The following is a 16,976-nucleotide window of genomic DNA, read 5'->3' as shown; positions in this document are numbered from 1 at the left end:
GTAATTTCCAAAAATGACGTTGCCCACTATTGCCCAGAGATGATGGCCATGAAAAACGAGTGGTTTGCCGCCAAGGAACTGACAGGCATCGCAGGATTACCCTCCTCACCACAGGGAATCAATTTGATGGCCCGGCGCGAAGGCTGGATCAGCCGCAGGCGTAAAGGCGTGCAGGGAAAAGCGTTGGAATACCATATCGATAGCCTGCCTTCAGGTGTGCGTAACCTGCTGGTGCTGAAGGAAGACGGGGCGGCCTATGACGTAGAACGCCAGGATCCGTTGGCGGTCTGGATCGAGTATTACTACCATTTGACGGAGAGCGAGCGCGAGAAAATGGTGGCTTTCCTGATGCGGGAAGGGATTGGCGGCCTGCTGGCGCGTATCGACGAAGAGAGCAATACCTAAGCAGGCCCGCGTACGCGGGCCTGATGAGTGTATTGCGAAATCACGATTTCTTAAAAATCGCGTTGCACCGCTAAATGGGCCAGGCCTTCCAGCGCCGTGCGGTGCTCCGATGCCGGCAACACCTGCAGCGCGGCGATCGCCTTGTCGGCCTCTTCCTCGGCGCGTTGGCGGGTGTATTCCAGCGAACCGCATTGCTGCATCGCCTGCAGTACCGGCTCCAACAAATGACGGCCGTTGCCTTGCTCAATTGCGCCACGGATCATGTCACGCTGGGCGTCGTCGCCGTTGTGCATCGCGTGCAGCAGCGGCAGGGTCGGCTTCCCTTCGTTCAGATCGTCGCCGGTGTTTTTGCCCAGGGTGCTGCCGTCGGCGCTGTAGTCGAGCAGATCGTCGATCAGCTGGAAAGCGGTGCCGAGGTAGCGGCCATAATCTTGCAGCGCCTTCTCTTGTTCGGCGCTGGCGCCGGACAGGATCGCCGACGATTGCGCCGCCGCCTCAAACAGACGGGCGGTTTTGCTGTAGATCACCCGCATATAGCTTTCTTCGCTGATGTCGGGATCGTGCACATTCATCAACTGCAGCACTTCGCCTTCGGCGATGACGTTGACCGCCTCCGACATCAGCGCCAGCACGCGCAGGGATTCCAGGCTGGTCATCATCTGGAAGGCGCGGGTATAGATAAAGTCGCCGACCAGCACGCTGGCGGCGTTGCCGAACGCCGCGTTGGCGGTGGCTTTGCCGCGGCGCATGTCCGATTCGTCGACGACGTCGTCATGCAGCAGCGTGGCGGTATGAATGAATTCGATCAGGGCGGCGACGGTGACGTGCTTGTTGCCTTCATAGCCCAACGCCCGCGCCGCCAGGACGGCGATCATCGGCCGGATGCGCTTACCGCCACCGCTGATAATGTAATAGCCAAGCTGATTGATGAGCGTGACATCGGAATTCAGCTGTTCGAGAATTGTTGCGTTCACGGCCGCCATATCTTGCGCGGTTAACTCGGTAATTTGCTCTAGGTTCATTGTGTTTTTTTCAGCTGTGTTTCTCTTCACCGCGTTGAGATCGCTGCTCACATCGGTACATGGCGGTAACTGTCCCTATGATTGTACTTGAAAAACGGTTCAGATAAACGCCACGAAAGAAACTGCGCTTTTTTTCTTCTTTTTTCTTGTTCTGGTCTTATTCTGCTCTTGTCATACGCTGCTTTTTTGCGTAGAATTCGCGCCCTATTGTGAATATTTATAGCGCGCTCTGAACTAACACAGTCGGGCACGCGGAAAGCGGAGTTTTATATGTACGCGGTTTTCCAAAGTGGTGGTAAACAACACCGAGTAAGCGAAGGTCAGACCGTTCGCTTGGAAAAGCTGGACATCGCAACTGGTGAAGCGGTTGAGTTTGACCAGATTCTGATGATCGCTAATGGCGAAGATATCAAAATCGGCGTTCCTTTCGTCGATGGCGGCAAGATCAAAGCTGAAGTTGTTGCTCACGGTCGTGGCGAGAAAATTAAAATTGTTAAGTTTCGTCGTCGTAAACACCACCGTAAGCAGCAGGGCCACCGTCAGTGGTTCACTGACGTTAAAATCACCGGCATCAGCGCTTAAGTTAGGAGAGCGGATTAATGGCACACAAAAAGGCTGGCGGCTCGACTCGTAACGGTCGCGATTCAGAAGCTAAACGTCTGGGCGTAAAACGCTTTGGCGGCGAAGCAGTACTGGCAGGCAGCATCATCGTTCGTCAGCGCGGCACCAAATTCCACGCTGGTACCAACGTGGGTTGCGGCAAAGACCACACTCTGTTTGCTTTGAAAGACGGTAAAGTCAAATTCGAAGTTAAAGGCCCGAGCAATCGTAAATTCATCAGCATCGAAGCTGAATAATTTTTCGAGCCTTACGAAATAGATGTAAGCCCCGCAATTCGTTGCGGGGCTTTTTACATTTATGGGTTGCCTGAGGGCAGGCCCGTCAGCGTTGACGAAGGTGATATGGATACGAAGCAGCAGGTCGGCGTTGGCATTTCTCTGGCGTTAACCACGGCGGTTTGCTGGGGCGCGTTGCCGATCGCGATGAAAGAAGTGTTGGTCGTGATGGAGCCGTTTACCGTTGTCTGGTATCGCTTTACCATGGCCGCCATCGGTTTGGGCGTGATCCTCGCGGTACGCGGCAAGCTGCCGCGGCTGACGATGTTCCGCCAGCCGCGTTGGCTGCTGCTGTTGGCGATCGCGACGGCGGGGCTGCTAGGCAACTTTGTGTTCTTCAGCTCCTCGCTGCAATACCTGAGCCCGACGGCGTCGCAGGTGATTGGCCAGCTGTCGCCGGTGGGCATGATGTTCGCCAGCGTGCTGATTTTAAAAGAACGTATGCGCATCACCCAGGTTATTGGCGCCCTGATGCTGATTTGCGGACTGATGCTGTTTTTCAACGTCAGTTTGATAGAGATCTTCACCCGGCTGACGGACTACACGCTGGGCGTTATGCTGGGCGTGTGCGCGGCGATGGTTTGGGTGAGCTACGGCGTGGCGCAGAAGGTGTTGCTGCGCCGACTGGCTTCGCCGCAGATCCTGGTTATGTTGTACACTTTATGTGCGATAGCGTTGTTCCCTCTGGCCAAACCCGAGGTGATTTTCCAGCTGAGCGGCTGGCAATTGGCGTGTCTGCTATTTTGTGGCGCCAACACGCTGATCGGCTACGGCGCGTTGGCAGAGGCGATGGCACGCTGGCAGGCGGCGCAGGTGAGCGCGTTGGTGACGCTGACCCCGCTGTTTACCCTGCTGTTTTCAGATTTATTGGCGCTGGCCTGGCCCCAGGCATTCGCTGCGCCGACGCTGAACATCGTCGGCTATGTGGGTGCGTTTGTGGTTGTGGCGGGCGCCATGTTTTCCGCAATTGGTCACCGGTGGTGGCCGCGACGGGCAGAACCCCCCCTGGTTGCTCCTTTGAAGCAGCCCGGTGAATGATTTACGGAGACGGTAAATGAAGTTTGTAGATGAAGCAGCGATTCTGGTCGTTGCAGGCGACGGCGGCAACGGGTGCGTCAGCTTCCGCCGCGAAAAATATATCCCGAACGGTGGGCCTGACGGCGGTGACGGCGGTGACGGCGGCGACGTTTACCTGCTGGCGGATGAGAACCTCAACACCCTGATCGACTACCGCTTTGAGAAGTCTTTCCGCGCCGAGCGCGGCCAGAATGGCCAGAGCCGCGATTGTACCGGCAAACGCGGTAAAGACGTCATCATCAAGGTGCCGGTCGGCACGCGCGTGAAGGATCAGGGCACCGGCGAGATCCTCGGCGACATGACGCGTCACGAGCAGAAGCTGATGGTCGCCAAAGGCGGCTGGCACGGTCTGGGCAACACCCGTTTCAAATCTTCGGTCAACCGCGCGCCGCGTCAGAAGACGCTGGGTACCGCGGGCGAAGCGCGTGACCTGTTGCTGGAGCTGTTGCTGCTGGCCGATGTGGGCATGCTGGGGCTGCCGAACGCCGGTAAATCGACCTTCATCCGCGCGGTGTCTGCTGCCAAACCTAAGGTGGCCGATTATCCGTTTACCACGCTGGTACCGAGCCTGGGCGTGGTGCGCATGGACCACGAGCAGAGCTTTGTGGTTGCCGACATTCCGGGGTTGATCGAGGGGGCCTCCGAAGGGGCGGGCCTGGGGATTCGCTTCCTGAAACACCTGGAGCGTTGCCGCGTGCTGTTGCACCTGGTGGACATCGCACCGATCGACGAAACCGATCCGGTGGAAAACGCCAAAGTGATCATCAACGAGTTGAACCAATACAGCGAAAATCTGGCGCAGAAGCCACGCTGGCTGGTGTTCAACAAAATTGATGTGATTGGTGAGGAAGAAGCTGCCGAACGCGCCAAAGCGATTGTGGAAGGCATGGGTTGGGAAGGGAAGTACTACATGATCTCCGCCGCCAACCGTGAAGGCGTCAACGCGCTGTGCTGGGACGTGATGAACTTCATCAACACTCAGCCGAAAGCGATGGCGATCGAAGAAAGCGCGCCGGAAAAAGTCGAATTCATGTGGGATGACTACCACCGAGAGCAAATCGCGGAGGTGGAAGCCGAAGCGGAAGATGACTGGGATGACGACTGGGACGAAGACGACGACGAAGGCGTCGAAATCATTTACCAGAAGTAATTCGGTGATAAAGGGCTCAGCAACGCTGGGCCCTTGTTATTTGAGCGCCTTTTCCGGCAACCAGCACTGGGCGTTCAGGCCGCGCGCATCGCGGCGGTTTTCCAGCGTCAATCGCCCCTGGTGCAGTTGCGCGATGCGGATCACGATATTCAGGCCCAGTCCGCTGCCGCCGTAGCGTTGATCCATGCGGCGAAACGCCTGCGTCAGTTCCCCAACCATCTCTTCCTTGATCCCAGGGCCATCGTCGATGACCTGCAGCAGATAGCCGCTGTCTTGCGACGTTAACCGCACCTGTATCGCACCGCCTTCCGGGCCGTAACGGTGAGCGTTTTCGACCAGGTTGCGTAGCAGCAACCGCAGCAGCACCGGATCGCCGTTCACTGCGGCGACGGCCGGCAATTGCCAATCCAGCGTCTGTCCGCGTTGGGCGGTCATTTCGCCGAGTTCTTCCTGCAGCGGCTGAATCACATCGGCCACCCAATCGAAATGCTGGTAATGGCCGCTGGCGAAGTCTTGCCCGGCGCGCGACAGCATCAGCAACTGCTCGACGGTGTGCATCAGCTGATCGATGCGGGCGATCAGCGCATGGCTGCCCTTGACGCCCTGCTTTTCCATCAGTTCCAGGTGCAGGCGGATGCCGGCCAGCGGCGTGCGCAGCTCATGGGCGGCGTCGGCGGTGAACAGGCGTTCCTGTTGAATGGTGTTATCCAGCCGTGAAAACAGCTGATTGAGTGCATTGGTGACCGCCACCATTTCCTGGCTGTCGCTGGTGATTGGCAGCGGCGTCAGGTTATCGGCAGAGCGTTTTTCCAGCCGCTGCTGCAATTGGTTGAGCGGGCGAATGATCCAGCTGATGGCCCAAAATGACGCCAGCAGCGTGACGATCATCATGATCAGCGAAGGCGCTAACAGCGACGCGATGGCCTCGGCGATCTCGGTATCGACGCGTTCGGTACGCACTTTGGCGGACAGCGTTTCGTCCACCAGGAAGCTGATCTGCTCCTGGCTTTCGTGCCACAGCCAGAAGGCGCTGATGAGTTGCGTGACCAGCAGGATCAGCGCCAGCATCAGCAGCAGGCGGCGGCGCATGCTGATCATGACGAGGGTTCCAGGCGGTAGCCGATGCCGCGCACGGTGCGGATTCGATCCTTGCCCAGTTTGCGGCGCAGGTTGTGGATGTGTACTTCCAGCGTGTTGGAACCCAAGTCGTCCTGCCAGGTGTAGAGATCCTGCTGCAGGAGTTCACGGTTTACCGTTTGCCCGGCACGCATGATAAGACGCGCCAGAATGGCAAACTCTTTTGGCGTGACCTCCACCGGCTGCTGCTGCAGGTAGACCTGCTGGCTCGAGAGGTTCAGCTGCAGGTCATCCACCTGCATCAGATTGTCGCTGTGGCCCTGGTAGCGCCGCAGAAGGGCGCGCACGCGCGCCTGCAGCTCGACCAGCGCGAAGGGTTTGACCAGGTAGTCGTCGGCGCCGGCGTCCAACCCATCGACGCGATCTTCCAGGGCGTCGCGGGCAGTCAGGATCAGCACCGGCAGATCGATCTGCTGGCGGCGCCACTGCCGCAGCAGCGCGGCGCCGTCCATGTCCGGCAGACCGAGATCCAGGATCACCATGCTGTATTGGCTGGTGATGAGCAGGCTGTTGGCCTCCGCCGCCGTGGCGGCGCAGTCGCAGACGTAACCTTCGCCGGTCAGCGCCAGCGCCAGCCCCTGTTGCAGCAGTTCATCATCCTCAACGACCAACAGCTTCATGACGATCCTCAGTTGTTTTGGTAAATATCCCGATACAGGCGGCTTTCGAAGCGCACCAGCGGGGCGCGGCGCTGTTTCTGATCTTCCGGCGGCACGGCGTAGCCGGAGAGATACTGCACGAAGGCCATGCGCTGGCCGCTGGCGGTGGTGATGAAGCCCGCCAGGTTGTAGACGCCCTGCAGCGCGCCGGTCTTGGCCGACACTTTGCCGTCGACGCCGGCTTCGTGCAGGCCGCCGCGGTAACGCAGGGTACCGTCATAGCCGGACAGCGGCAGCATCGAGATGAAGTTCAGCTCGTTATCGTGCTGAGCGATGTACTGCAGCGCCTGCATCATGGTCGCCGGCGCCAGCAGGTTGTGGCGCGACAGACCGGAGCCGTCGGCGATGATGGTATTACCCAGATCGATGCCGGCCTTCTGGCGCAGCACCTGCCGCACCGCATCGGAACCCGCTCGCCAGGTGCCCGGCACGCCGAAGCGTTCGTGGCCGATGGTGCGGAAGACGGTGTCGGCGATCATGTTGTCCGATTTCTTCAGCATGATCTTCAACAGATCGTGCAGCGGCGCCGACTGGGTTTGCGCGATCACCGTGCCGGTGATGCCAGGGCGCGTCTGGCGCTTCAAGTGCCCATCGATCTGGATGCCGGCCTGGGTCAGTTCGTCTTTCAGGATGGCACCCGCGTAGCTGGCACCGTCCTGGATGGCGAAGGCCAACGGCAGCGGTTCGCTGCGCTGCGTCAGGCAGCCGGTCAGGGTAAAGCGGTTCAGCTCGCCCGGCACCACGTCCAGCTCGCAGTACTGCGCGTCTGCTGAACCGCGCGCCAGGGTGCGCACCTGGCTAAACATATTGACCGGATAATAGGAGGCGACGCGGATAAACGCCATGTCGCCCGGATTCGGCGCGCTGTACAGCGAGACCGAGAAACAGTTGCGATCGACGATGGCGGCGGCCGGTGGCGCGCTGAAGCACTGTGTCAGATCGTTCCACGGCCAGCCGGGCGCTTTGTCATGGCTGGCGAAGACCGAGGTATCGACCAGGACGTCGCCGCTGATTTGGCGCACGCCCTGTTTCTTCAGGACGGCCACCATATTGCGCAGGCTCTGGCGCTTGAAGGTCGGATCGCCGCTGAAGCGGGCGATCAGGTTGCCGCGCAGCACGCCGTCGCGGATATCGCCCTGGCTCTCCAGCGTGGTGGTGAAACGGTAATCGGGCCCGAGTTGCAGCAAGGCCGCCAGCGCCGTCAGCACTTTTTGGGTACTGGCCGGCAGCGCCATCTGCTGAGAGTGATAATCGATCGTCGGCGCGCCGGCACCGATTTTCTGAACGACCAGGGCAAGGTTGGCCCCATCAGGCAGATATTGTGTGTACTCTTCAACCGGGGCCGCATTCGCATTCAGAACAAATGCGCAAGCCAATGCACTGACAATTCGTGAAAAACGCATAATCTCGGGATAACAGCTGGATAACGTGCCGTCATACTACGGTGCAATCAGGGAAAAAGTAAACGATGACCCTCAAGGAACTCTAGGCTAAAATGCGTATCAAAATGCAAAACCAATCTTGGCTTGGGCCTCGTTCCGAGTCAGGTTTCTTTTGTTTGTCGCCTGGAGGCGGGTGGCGGTATGCCAACCGTGTTTTCATACGAATACGTCAGGATGACGGTTATTTGAACAGGAAAGATTTAGAGGTATTTATACGATGAACCAAATTCCGATGACCTTGTTTGGCGCTGAAAAACTGCGCGAAGAGCTCGAATATCTGAAAAGCGTGCGCCGCCCGAAAATCATTGCGGATATCGCTGACGCCCGTGAGCACGGCGATTTGAAAGAGAATGCCGAGTACCACGCCGCCCGCGAACAGCAGGGTTTCTGCGAAGGCCGCATTCAGGAAATCGAAGCCAAGCTGTCCAATGCTCAGGTGATCGATATCACCAAGATGCCGAACACCGGCCGGGTGATCTTCGGCGCCACCGTATCGGTGATGAATCTGGACAGTGAAGAAGAAGTGACTTACCGCATCGTTGGCGACGACGAGGCCGATTTCAAGAAAAATCTGATTTCGGTAAACTCGCCGATGGCGCGCGGCCTGATCGGCAAAGAGCAAGACGACGTGGTGGTGATCAAAACCCCTGGCGGCGACGTGGAATACGAGATCCTGAAGGTCGAGTATCTCTGATCGAGGCCGTTGGTCATTAATGCGCCAACGTTTTGTAAAGATAGGAAAAAGGCCGCAAGCGGCCTTTTATCTTCGTCAGGCGCATGGCACCTTTTCGTTAACCTGATGGTTATTAACGCGGTAGACTGATCTTGCGCTCTTTCGACGGGCGGTAAAGAATAAGCGTACTGCCGATAACTTGCACATTGCAGGCGCCCGTTTCACGCACGATAGCGTCGGCGATCAGGGTTTTGGTTTCGCGATCTTCAGCGGCGATTTTTACCTTGATCAGCTCATGATGCTCCAGAGCCTGTTCAATTTCAGCCAGCACCCCTTCGGTAAGACCGTTATTGCCCAGCATTACCACCGGTTTTAACGGATGCGCCAGGCCTTTCAGGTGCTGTTTTTGTTTATTATTCAGATTCATTGTCTTTTTTGCTTAAGTTGGGATTGAAAACGGTACATTCTACCGCCATCTCATGTATATCACCAAATCGGTCTTCACCGGTGTGAGTCTACGTGAGCAGCGACCCTGACATAAGACTCTTTTTATGATAGTTGGAAAACGAGATGGCTAATAAAAAGCGTTCGGCTAGCTCCAGTCGCTGGTTACAAGAACACTTTAGCGATAAATATGTGCAGCAGGCGCAGAAAAAGGGACTGCGTTCCCGTGCCTGGTTTAAACTTGATGAAATACAGCAGAGCGACAAACTGTTCAAACCGGGAATGACCGTGGTTGATCTGGGCGCCGCACCGGGCGGCTGGTCGCAGTATGTGGTCACCCAAATCGGCGGTACCGGGCGCATCATCGCCTGTGATATTTTGCCAATGGATCCTATCGTTGGCGTCGATTTCCTTCAGGGCGATTTTCGTGATGAACTGGTGCTGAAGGCGCTGTTGGAACGAGTAGGCGAGAGTAAGGTTCAGGTGGTCATGTCCGATATGGCCCCGAATATGAGTGGCACCCCGGCGGTCGATATTCCAAGGTCGATGTATCTGGTGGAGTTGGCGCTGGATATGTGTCGTGATGTCCTCGCACCAGGCGGAAGTTTCCTGGTGAAGGTGTTCCAGGGAGATGGCTTTGACGAGTACCTACGGGAAATTCGCTCCCTGTTTACGAAGGTTAAGATTCGTAAGCCAGACGCTTCCCGCGCCCGTTCGCGCGAAGTGTACATTGTAGCGACAGGGCGCAAACTGTAGTACCCTAACGCTGTTTGTTAACACAGTTGTAAGATGAGGTTAATCCCTTGAGTGACATGGCGAAAAACCTAATTCTCTGGTTAGTCATCGCGGTAGTGTTGATGTCTGTATTCCAGAGCTTTGGGCCCAGCGAGTCGAATGGCCGTAGGGTGGATTACTCTACCTTCATGTCCGAACTGACCCAGGACCAGGTTCGCGAAGCGCGAATCAACGGACGTGAAATTAACGTTACCAAGAAAGACAGTAACAAATACACGACCTACATCCCTGTCAACGATCCTAAGTTGCTGGATACGTTGTTAACGAAGAATGTGAAAGTTGTCGGCGAGCCGCCTGAAGAGCCGAGCCTGCTGGCTTCTATCTTTATCTCTTGGTTCCCGATGCTGTTGCTGATTGGGGTCTGGATCTTCTTTATGCGGCAAATGCAGGGCGGCGGCGGCAAGGGCGCGATGTCCTTCGGCAAGAGCAAGGCCCGCATGCTGACGGAAGACCAGATCAAGACCACTTTCGCCGATGTCGCCGGTTGTGACGAAGCGAAAGAAGAGGTGAGCGAACTGGTGGAATACCTGCGCGAACCGAGCCGTTTCCAGAAGCTGGGCGGCAAGATCCCGAAAGGCGTGCTGATGGTTGGCCCGCCGGGGACCGGTAAAACGCTGTTGGCGAAAGCGATCGCCGGCGAAGCGAAGGTACCGTTCTTCACTATTTCCGGTTCCGACTTCGTCGAAATGTTCGTCGGCGTGGGTGCATCCCGCGTGCGCGACATGTTCGAACAAGCGAAGAAAGCCGCGCCGTGCATCATCTTCATCGATGAAATCGACGCCGTCGGTCGCCAGCGTGGCGCCGGCCTGGGTGGCGGTCACGATGAGCGTGAGCAGACCCTGAACCAGATGCTGGTTGAGATGGACGGTTTCGAAGGCAACGAGGGCATCATCGTCATCGCGGCGACCAACCGTCCAGACGTGCTTGACCCTGCGCTGCTGCGCCCGGGCCGTTTCGACCGTCAGGTCGTGGTCGGGCTGCCGGATGTGCGTGGCCGTGAGCAGATCCTGAAGGTGCACATGCGTCGCGTGCCGTTGGCTGCCGACATCGACGCCTCCGTCATTGCGCGTGGTACGCCGGGCTTCTCCGGTGCCGACCTGGCCAACCTGGTCAACGAAGCGGCGCTGTTCGCCGCCCGCGGCAACAAGCGCGTGGTGTCGATGGTGGAGTTCGAAAAAGCCAAAGACAAGATCATGATGGGTGCGGAACGTCGCTCCATGGTGATGACCGAAGCGCAGAAAGAGTCGACCGCGTATCACGAAGCGGGCCACGCCATCATTGGCCGCCTGGTTCCTGAACACGATCCGGTACACAAGGTCACCATCATTCCTCGTGGTCGGGCGCTCGGTGTGACCTTCTTCCTGCCGGAAGGGGATGCGATCAGCGCCAGCCGTCAGAAGCTGGAGAGCCAAATCTCCACCCTGTACGGCGGTCGTCTGGCGGAAGAGATCATCTACGGGCCGGAAAAAGTCTCTACCGGTGCGTCGAACGACATTAAAGTGGCGACCTCCATTGCCCGCAACATGGTGACCCAATGGGGCTTCTCCGAGAAGCTGGGGCCGCTGTTGTATGCGGAAGAAGAGGGTGAAGTGTTCCTGGGCCGTTCCGTGGCCAAGGCGAAGCACATGTCGGATGAAACCGCGCGTATCATCGACCAGGAAGTGAAGTCGCTGATCGAACGTAACTACACGCGTGCTCGTTCGCTGTTGATGGAAAATATGGACATCCTGCATTCGATGAAGGATGCGCTGATGAAGTATGAAACTATCGATGCGCCGCAGATCGACGATCTGATGAACCGCAAAGACGTGCGTCCGCCGGCGGGCTGGGACGATGCGAACAAAGGCAACAGCTCCGACAACGGTGGCACTCCGAAAGCCCCGACGCCGGTAGATGAGCCGCGCACCCCAACGCCGGGCAACACCATGTCCGAACAGCTCGACAAGTAACAGTGGCTGTGTAATAACATCAAACCCCGGTACGCCGGGGTTTTTTTTTGCCCGGCGGGCAGTGAACCAGGCAACAGTAAGGTGGACCAACCATGCAGTTAACCGTGCGCGACATGACGCTCAACCTCTCCTATCCGCAGGTGATGGGTATCCTCAATGTGACGCCGGATTCGTTTTCCGACGGCGGCCGTCACAACACCCTGAACCAGGCGCTGCTCCACGCGCATGCGCTGATTTCGGCCGGTGCCACGATGATCGATATCGGCGGCGAATCGACAAGGCCGGGGGCAGCTGAGGTGAGTGAAGAGGAAGAATTGGAACGGGTCGTGCCGGTGGTGGAAGCGCTGGCGCAGCGCTTCGAAGTCTTCATCTCGGTCGATACCTCGAAAGCGGGCGTGATCCGCGAATCGGCGCATGCAGGCGCACATCTGATTAACGACATTCGTTCGCTGCAGGAGCCGGGTGCCCTGGCGGCGGCGGCGGAAAGCGGTCTGCCGGTCTGTCTAATGCATATGCAAGGGCAGCCGCGCACCATGCAGCAGGCGCCGCATTACGATGACCTGATTACCGATGTTCAGGCGTTTTTCGAGCATCATATTCAGCGCTGTAACGAGGCGGGGATAACAAATCAGAAATTGCTGCTCGACCCAGGCTTCGGTTTCGGTAAAAATTTGGCGCACAACTATCAGCTTCTGGCACGGTTGTCGGAGTTTCATCGTTTCGGTTTGCCGCTATTGGTCGGCATGTCGCGTAAATCGATGATTGGGCAACTGCTGAACGTGCCGCCGGATCAACGGGTTATCGGCAGCGTGGCCTGCGCGGTAATCGCGGCGATGCAGGGTGCGCAGATTGTCAGAGTGCATGACGTTAAAGAAACCGTCGAGGCGATGCGTGTCGTCGAGGCAACACTTTCAGCTAAGGGACAGTAGAGACATGAGCGAGCGCAAATATTTTGGCACCGACGGCATCCGTGGCAAGGTCGGGGACAGCCCCATCACGCCGGACTTCGTGCTGAAGCTGGGCTGGGCGGCCGGTAAAGTGCTGGCGCGTCACGGTTCCCGCAAGATCATCATCGGTAAGGATACGCGCATCTCCGGCTATATGCTGGAGTCCGCTCTGGAAGCCGGTCTGGCGGCCGCTGGATTGTCCGCCTCCTTCACCGGGCCGATGCCCACGCCGGCGGTGGCCTACCTGACGCGTACCTTCCGTGCCGAAGCAGGCATTGTCATTTCCGCTTCGCATAACCCGTTCTATGACAACGGTATCAAGTTCTTCTCAATCGACGGCGCCAAACTGCCGGACAACGTCGAAGAGGCAATTGAAGCCGAGATGGAAAAACCGCTGACCTGCGTGGAGTCCGCCGAGCTGGGTAAAGCCAGCCGTATCATCGACGCCGCCGGCCGTTACATCGAATTCTGCAAAGGTACCTTCCCGAGCGAGCTGAGCCTGAAGGGGCTGAAAATCGTGGTCGACTGCGCCAACGGGGCGACTTACCACATTGCGCCGAGCGTGCTGCGCGAACTGGGCGCCACGGTGATCGCCATCGGTGTTGAGCCGGACGGTATGAATATCAACGAAAAATGCGGTGCTACCGACGTGCGTCAGCTGCAGGAGCGCGTGCTGCAGGAAAAAGCGCACGTTGGCCTGGCGTTTGACGGCGACGGCGACCGCGTGATGATGGTGGATCACCTCGGCAACAAGGTGGATGGCGATCAGATCCTGTACATCATCGCCCGCGAAGGCCTGCGTCAGGGGCAGCTGCGCGGCGGCGCGGTCGGTACCCTGATGAGTAATATGGGGCTGGAGCTGGCGCTGAAACAGCTGGGTATTCCGTTCGCTCGCGCCAAAGTGGGCGACCGTTACGTGCTGGAGAAACTGCAGGAACTGGGCTGGCGCATCGGTGCGGAAAACTCCGGCCATGTGATCCTGCTGGACAAAACCACCACCGGCGACGGCATCGTGGCCGGGCTGCAGGTGCTGACTGCCATGGTGCGCAACCACATGAGCTTGCATGACCTGTGCAGCGGCATGAAGCTGCTGCCGCAGATCCTGGTCAACGTCCGCTTCGCCGGCGAGCATAATCCGCTGGAGTCTGAAGCGGTGCGTAAGGTCACCGAGCAGGTGGAAACCGAGTTGGCCGGCCGTGGCCGGGTGCTGCTGCGTAAATCGGGCACCGAGCCGCTGATCCGCGTGATGGTGGAAGGCGAGGACGAGCAGCAGGTGACCGCGCTGGCGCATCGCATCGCCGATGCGGTGAAATCAGCAGGTTAAAACAGACAGTTAGCCATCGGGCTTGGCATCGCTGAGCCCGAATAGATGATTGTTGGCGTTTTTTTCCGCAAACGCGCCGGCGGCAGCAAATTGCCCTTGCGTGGGTTGGCGGCTTTGGTTAGTATTCACACCCGCTTCAGTAGGCAGTTTGTAAAAACGCCTGCTTGATGAGTGTGAAGCATTTGGCATGCGGTGAGGCCGCAAGGATACGGGTACTACTATGTACGAAGCTCTTCTGGTAATTTTCCTGCTGATCTCAATCGGGCTGGTTGCTCTGATTATGCTACAGCAAGGTAAAGGCGCTGATATGGGAGCCTCTTTCGGAGCAGGTGCATCAGGCACATTGTTCGGTTCGAGTGGTTCCGGTAACTTTATGACCCGCATGACTGCTGTGTTGGCGACGCTGTTCTTCGTCATCAGCCTGATTCTGGGCAACCTCAGCAGCAACCAAAGCAAGAAAGGCAGTGAGTGGGAAAACCTGGGTCAGCCAGTGAAAACTGAGCAGACGACCGCGCCGGCAGCACCAGCTAAGCCGAGCAGCGACATCCCGCAGTAAGCCGCAAAAAGTTTGTAAACGGTGGTTGTGAACTCGAAGGAACAACGGCCGTTAGCAGTAAGAATCAGTACCGAGGTGGTGGAATTGGTAGACACGCTACCTTGAGGTGGTAGTGCCCTAACGGGCTTGTGGGTTCGAGTCCCATCCTCGGTACCAAATCCCAGAGATAACTTGCAATTTTGCGATTATCGGCGTAGTATTTGCCACGTTTTCGGACGCGGGGTGGAGCAGCCTGGTAGCTCGTCGGGCTCATAACCCGAAGGTCGTCGGTTCAAATCCGGCCCCCGCAACCACTTTCCTTTAAGTGTTTATTTTCAAATACACTTTTCGATTGAAATCCGCTTTTCTCGATCAACATTTGAAAATGACACTTGCTCGAAAGTTGTACCGAGGCCGCCTAGCGGCAAACAGGGTCCAGTTGCATAAAGCCCCGATTTTTCGGGGTTTTTTGTTATTTGGCAACAGAATCACTGGGCTATTTAGCCCTTTTTTTATGTCTTGGGGGTGGGCTTGTCCACATTAGAGCAACAGTTAACAGAGATGCTTTCGGCACCCGTAGAAGCGTTGGGCTTTGAGCTTGTAGGCATCGAATTCATTCGTGCGCGCCAATCGACGCTCCGCATCTATATTGATAGTGATAACGGCATCAATGTTGATGATTGCGCTGATGTCAGCCACCAGGTCAGCGCTGTATTGGACGTCGAAGATCCAATCACGGTCGCTTACAACTTGGAAGTCTCCTCTCCTGGCCTTGATCGCCCGATGTTCACCGCAGAACACTATACGCGTTACCTCGGTGAAGAAGTCAGCCTGGTCCTGCGCATGGCGGTACAGAACCGTCGCAAGTGGCAGGGTATTATCAAGTCTGTCGAAGGCGAGATGATCACGGTTACTGTGGAAGGGAAAGATGAAGTGTTCGCGCTGAGCAACATCCAGAAAGCGAACCTGGTACCCCACTTTTAAAGTTTGGAAGAGGCAACTAGGATGAACAAAGAGATTCTGGCTGTTGTTGAAGCAGTTTCCAATGAAAAATCCCTTCCGCGCGAGAAGATTTTCGAAGCGCTGGAAACTGCATTAGCCACCGCAACCAAGAAAAAATACGAGCAGGAAATCGACGTGCGCGTCAGCATTGACCGTAGAACCGGCGATTTCGACACCTTCCGCCGTTGGGTCGCCGTAGACGAAGTGACTCAGCCGACGCGTGAAATCACGCTGGAAGCCGCTCAGTTTGAAGATCCGAGCATCGAGCTCGGCGGCTACGTCGAAGATCAGATCGAATCCGTGACCTTTGACCGTATCACCACCCAAACCGCCAAGCAGGTTATCGTGCAGAAAGTACGTGAAGCCGAGCGTGCGATGGTGGTCGACGCTTTCCGTGAACACGAAGGTGAGATCGTCACCGGCGTGGTGAAGAAAGTGAACCGTGACAGCATCGCGCTGGATCTGGGCAACAACGCCGAAGCGGTGATTGGCCGTGAAGACATGCTGCCGCGCGAAAACTTCCGTCCGGGCGATCGCATTCGCGGCGTACTGTACGCCGTGCGTCCTGAAGCTCGCGGCGCGCAGCTGTTCGTCAGCCGTTCCAGCTCGGAAATGCTGAAAGAACTGTTCCGCATCGAAGTGCCGGAAATCGGCGAAGAAGTGATCGAAATTAAAGCGGCAGCCCGCGATCCAGGCTCTCGCGCGAAAATTGCAGTGAAAACCAACGACAAGCGCATCGACCCGGTCGGCGCCTGCGTAGGTATGCGCGGTGCGCGCGTTCAGGCCGTGTCGAGCGAGCTCGGCGGCGAACGCATCGACATCATCCTGTGGGATGATAACCCCGCGCAATTCGTCATCAACGCCATGGCGCCGGCCGACGTCGCGTCGATCGTGGTAGACGAAGATAACTGCACCATGGATATCGCCGTTGAAGCCAGCAACCTGGCACAGGCGATCGGCCGTAACGGCCAAAACGTGCGTTTGGCTTCCCAGCTGCTGAAACAACACCGCGGCGACGATCGTTGGGAACTGAACGTGATGACGGCGGACGACCTGCAGGCCAAGCACCAGGCCGAGGCTCATGCCGCTATTGATACCTTCACCAAGTATCTTGATATCGACGAAGATTTCGCCACCGTACTGGTTGAAGAAGGCTTCTCCACGCTGGAAGAGCTGGCCTACGTGCCGATCAAAGAGCTGTTGGAAATCGACGGTCTGGATGAAGATACGGTTGAAGCATTGCGCGAACGCGCCAAAGCTGCATTGACCACGCTGGCCCTGGCACAAGAAGAAAGCCTGGGCGACAACAAACCGGCCGACGATTTGCTCAACCTGCCGGGTCTTGAGCGCAGCATGGCCTTTAAACTGGCCGCGCGTGGGGTTTGTACGCTGGAAGATCTTGCCGAGCAGGGTGTTGACGATCTGGCTGATATTGAAGGGCTTAGCGATGAGCAAGCCGGTGAGCTGATCATGGCTGCACGCAATATCTGTTGGTTTGGCGACAACGCGTAATAACTGT

18 protein-coding genes and 2 tRNA genes are annotated in these 16,976 nt (G+C 57.4%); 15 read left to right on the top strand and 5 right to left on the bottom strand.

Annotated elements, in window-relative coordinates; translation table 11 throughout:
* Nucleotides 1–48 precede the first annotated feature (48 nt).
* Entirely contained in the window at nucleotides 49–405 is a 357-nt protein-coding gene (locus tag RE418_RS04190) for a DNA-binding protein (protein ID WP_025305044.1), read from the top strand.
* 50 nt (nucleotides 406–455) lie between these two features.
* Here RE418_RS04190 and ispB read toward each other — a convergent pair whose 3' ends face one another.
* Entirely contained in the window at nucleotides 456–1,427 is a 972-nt protein-coding gene (ispB, locus tag RE418_RS04185; protein ID WP_025305045.1) for an octaprenyl diphosphate synthase, read from the bottom strand.
* A gap of 270 nt (nucleotides 1,428–1,697) precedes the next feature.
* On the opposite strand from ispB, the gene rplU reads away from it, so the two are divergent.
* The 4 genes from rplU (at nucleotide 1,698) to cgtA (ending at nucleotide 4,550) form a co-directional block, all read left to right on the top strand.
* Nucleotides 1,698–2,009, top strand: coding sequence for a 50S ribosomal protein L21 (gene rplU / locus RE418_RS04180; RefSeq protein ID WP_004933561.1), 312 nt, complete (start codon nucleotides 1,698–1,700; stop codon nucleotides 2,007–2,009).
* Nucleotides 2,010–2,026: 17 nt separating this feature from the next.
* Entirely contained in the window at nucleotides 2,027–2,284 is a 258-nt protein-coding gene (rpmA, locus tag RE418_RS04175; RefSeq protein WP_004933559.1) for a 50S ribosomal protein L27, read from the top strand.
* Nucleotides 2,285–2,389: 105 nt separating this feature from the next.
* A complete protein-coding gene (locus tag RE418_RS04170; protein ID WP_043139276.1) occupies nucleotides 2,390–3,361 on the top strand; it encodes a DMT family transporter in 972 nt (323 codons plus the stop codon).
* Between the two features lie 16 nt (nucleotides 3,362–3,377).
* A complete protein-coding gene (gene cgtA / locus RE418_RS04165; protein WP_025305047.1) occupies nucleotides 3,378–4,550 on the top strand; it encodes an Obg family GTPase CgtA in 1,173 nt (390 codons plus the stop codon).
* 36 nt (nucleotides 4,551–4,586) lie between these two features.
* On the opposite strand, the gene pmrB is transcribed toward cgtA, so the two are convergent.
* The 3 genes from pmrB to dacB are packed head-to-tail and all read right to left on the bottom strand — an operon-like array spanning nucleotide 4,587 to nucleotide 7,749.
* Nucleotides 4,587–5,648 carry a two-component system sensor histidine kinase PmrB gene (gene pmrB, locus RE418_RS04160; protein ID WP_089181572.1) on the bottom strand — a complete coding sequence of 354 codons (1,062 nt, stop codon included), beginning with the start codon at nucleotides 5,646–5,648 and terminating at the stop codon, nucleotides 4,587–4,589.
* Nucleotides 5,645–6,307, bottom strand: coding sequence for a two-component system response regulator PmrA (gene pmrA, locus RE418_RS04155; RefSeq protein ID WP_019453348.1), 663 nt, complete (start codon nucleotides 6,305–6,307; stop codon nucleotides 5,645–5,647). The genes pmrB and pmrA overlap by 4 nt, the downstream gene beginning before the upstream one ends.
* A gap of 8 nt (nucleotides 6,308–6,315) precedes the next feature.
* Nucleotides 6,316–7,749 (bottom strand): serine-type D-Ala-D-Ala carboxypeptidase, encoded by a 1,434-nt coding sequence (gene dacB, locus RE418_RS04150; protein WP_025305050.1) that lies wholly within the window; start codon nucleotides 7,747–7,749, stop codon nucleotides 6,316–6,318.
* Nucleotides 7,750–8,005: 256 nt separating this feature from the next.
* Here dacB and greA point away from each other — a divergent pair, with 256 nt between their 5' ends.
* A complete protein-coding gene (gene greA, locus RE418_RS04145) occupies nucleotides 8,006–8,482 on the top strand; it encodes a transcription elongation factor GreA (protein ID WP_025305051.1) in 477 nt (158 codons plus the stop codon).
* Between the two features lie 112 nt (nucleotides 8,483–8,594).
* Here greA and yhbY read toward each other — a convergent pair whose 3' ends face one another.
* A complete protein-coding gene (gene yhbY / locus RE418_RS04140; RefSeq protein ID WP_004933536.1) occupies nucleotides 8,595–8,888 on the bottom strand; it encodes a ribosome assembly RNA-binding protein YhbY in 294 nt (97 codons plus the stop codon).
* Between the two features lie 143 nt (nucleotides 8,889–9,031).
* Between yhbY and rlmE the strand changes: the two genes are divergently transcribed.
* The 9 genes from rlmE to nusA all read left to right on the top strand — a co-directional run bounded on the left by rlmE (nucleotide 9,032) and on the right by nusA (nucleotide 16,969).
* The gene (rlmE, locus tag RE418_RS04135) at nucleotides 9,032–9,661 is read left to right on the top strand and encodes a 23S rRNA (uridine(2552)-2'-O)-methyltransferase RlmE (protein ID WP_004933533.1); all 630 of its coding nucleotides are present in this window, start codon (nucleotides 9,032–9,034) and stop codon (nucleotides 9,659–9,661) included.
* A gap of 56 nt (nucleotides 9,662–9,717) precedes the next feature.
* Complete coding sequence (gene ftsH, locus RE418_RS04130; RefSeq protein WP_004933529.1) at nucleotides 9,718–11,649, top strand: ATP-dependent zinc metalloprotease FtsH; 1,932 nt, start codon at nucleotides 9,718–9,720, stop codon at nucleotides 11,647–11,649.
* A gap of 92 nt (nucleotides 11,650–11,741) precedes the next feature.
* Nucleotides 11,742–12,578: a dihydropteroate synthase gene (gene folP / locus RE418_RS04125; RefSeq protein WP_025305052.1), complete on the top strand. Its 837-nt coding sequence runs from the start codon at nucleotides 11,742–11,744 to the stop codon at nucleotides 12,576–12,578.
* Between the two features lie 4 nt (nucleotides 12,579–12,582).
* On the top strand, nucleotides 12,583–13,920 hold the full coding sequence (gene glmM / locus RE418_RS04120; RefSeq protein ID WP_025305053.1) for a phosphoglucosamine mutase: 1,338 nt from the start codon (nucleotides 12,583–12,585) through the stop codon (nucleotides 13,918–13,920).
* Between the two features lie 220 nt (nucleotides 13,921–14,140).
* Nucleotides 14,141–14,476 (top strand): preprotein translocase subunit SecG, encoded by a 336-nt coding sequence (gene secG, locus RE418_RS04115; protein WP_004933519.1) that lies wholly within the window; start codon nucleotides 14,141–14,143, stop codon nucleotides 14,474–14,476.
* Nucleotides 14,477–14,545: 69 nt separating this feature from the next.
* Nucleotides 14,546–14,632 (top strand) — tRNA-Leu (locus RE418_RS04110).
* A gap of 60 nt (nucleotides 14,633–14,692) precedes the next feature.
* Nucleotides 14,693–14,769 (top strand) — tRNA-Met (locus tag RE418_RS04105).
* A gap of 217 nt (nucleotides 14,770–14,986) precedes the next feature.
* Nucleotides 14,987–15,439 carry a ribosome maturation factor RimP gene (gene rimP / locus RE418_RS04100; RefSeq protein WP_004933515.1) on the top strand — a complete coding sequence of 151 codons (453 nt, stop codon included), beginning with the start codon at nucleotides 14,987–14,989 and terminating at the stop codon, nucleotides 15,437–15,439.
* A 21-nt stretch (nucleotides 15,440–15,460) separates the two neighbouring features.
* Nucleotides 15,461–16,969: a transcription termination factor NusA gene (nusA, locus tag RE418_RS04095; RefSeq protein WP_019453340.1), complete on the top strand. Its 1,509-nt coding sequence runs from the start codon at nucleotides 15,461–15,463 to the stop codon at nucleotides 16,967–16,969.
* Nucleotides 16,970–16,976 lie beyond the last annotated feature (7 nt).

Source organism: Serratia sp. szju, from assembly GCF_044594185.1.
GTDB lineage: Bacteria > Pseudomonadota > Gammaproteobacteria > Enterobacterales > Enterobacteriaceae > Serratia > Serratia bockelmannii.
Note: the sequence above shows the minus strand (reverse complement) of the source record. Positions and strands in the feature narration are given on the sequence as shown.

Coding starts and splice junctions, on each gene's coding strand:
- secG (WP_004933519.1), top strand. CDS start 14,141: ATGTACGAAGCTCTTCTGGTAATTTTCCTGCTGATCTCAATCGGGCTG.
- greA (WP_025305051.1), top strand. CDS start 8,006: ATGAACCAAATTCCGATGACCTTGTTTGGCGCTGAAAAACTGCGCGAA.
- pmrB (WP_089181572.1), bottom strand. CDS start 5,648: ATGATCAGCATGCGCCGCCGCCTGCTGCTGATGCTGGCGCTGATCCTG.
- RE418_RS04190 (WP_025305044.1), top strand. CDS start 49: ATGAAAAACGAGTGGTTTGCCGCCAAGGAACTGACAGGCATCGCAGGA.
- folP (WP_025305052.1), top strand. CDS start 11,742: ATGCAGTTAACCGTGCGCGACATGACGCTCAACCTCTCCTATCCGCAG.
- rplU (WP_004933561.1), top strand. CDS start 1,698: ATGTACGCGGTTTTCCAAAGTGGTGGTAAACAACACCGAGTAAGCGAA.
- rlmE (WP_004933533.1), top strand. CDS start 9,032: ATGGCTAATAAAAAGCGTTCGGCTAGCTCCAGTCGCTGGTTACAAGAA.
- glmM (WP_025305053.1), top strand. CDS start 12,583: ATGAGCGAGCGCAAATATTTTGGCACCGACGGCATCCGTGGCAAGGTC.
- pmrA (WP_019453348.1), bottom strand. CDS start 6,307: ATGAAGCTGTTGGTCGTTGAGGATGATGAACTGCTGCAACAGGGGCTG.
- ftsH (WP_004933529.1), top strand. CDS start 9,718: ATGGCGAAAAACCTAATTCTCTGGTTAGTCATCGCGGTAGTGTTGATG.
- rpmA (WP_004933559.1), top strand. CDS start 2,027: ATGGCACACAAAAAGGCTGGCGGCTCGACTCGTAACGGTCGCGATTCA.
- ispB (WP_025305045.1), bottom strand. CDS start 1,427: ATGAACCTAGAGCAAATTACCGAGTTAACCGCGCAAGATATGGCGGCC.
- dacB (WP_025305050.1), bottom strand. CDS start 7,749: ATGCGTTTTTCACGAATTGTCAGTGCATTGGCTTGCGCATTTGTTCTG.
- cgtA (WP_025305047.1), top strand. CDS start 3,378: ATGAAGTTTGTAGATGAAGCAGCGATTCTGGTCGTTGCAGGCGACGGC.
- nusA (WP_019453340.1), top strand. CDS start 15,461: ATGAACAAAGAGATTCTGGCTGTTGTTGAAGCAGTTTCCAATGAAAAA.
- RE418_RS04170 (WP_043139276.1), top strand. CDS start 2,390: ATGGATACGAAGCAGCAGGTCGGCGTTGGCATTTCTCTGGCGTTAACC.
- yhbY (WP_004933536.1), bottom strand. CDS start 8,888: ATGAATCTGAATAATAAACAAAAACAGCACCTGAAAGGCCTGGCGCAT.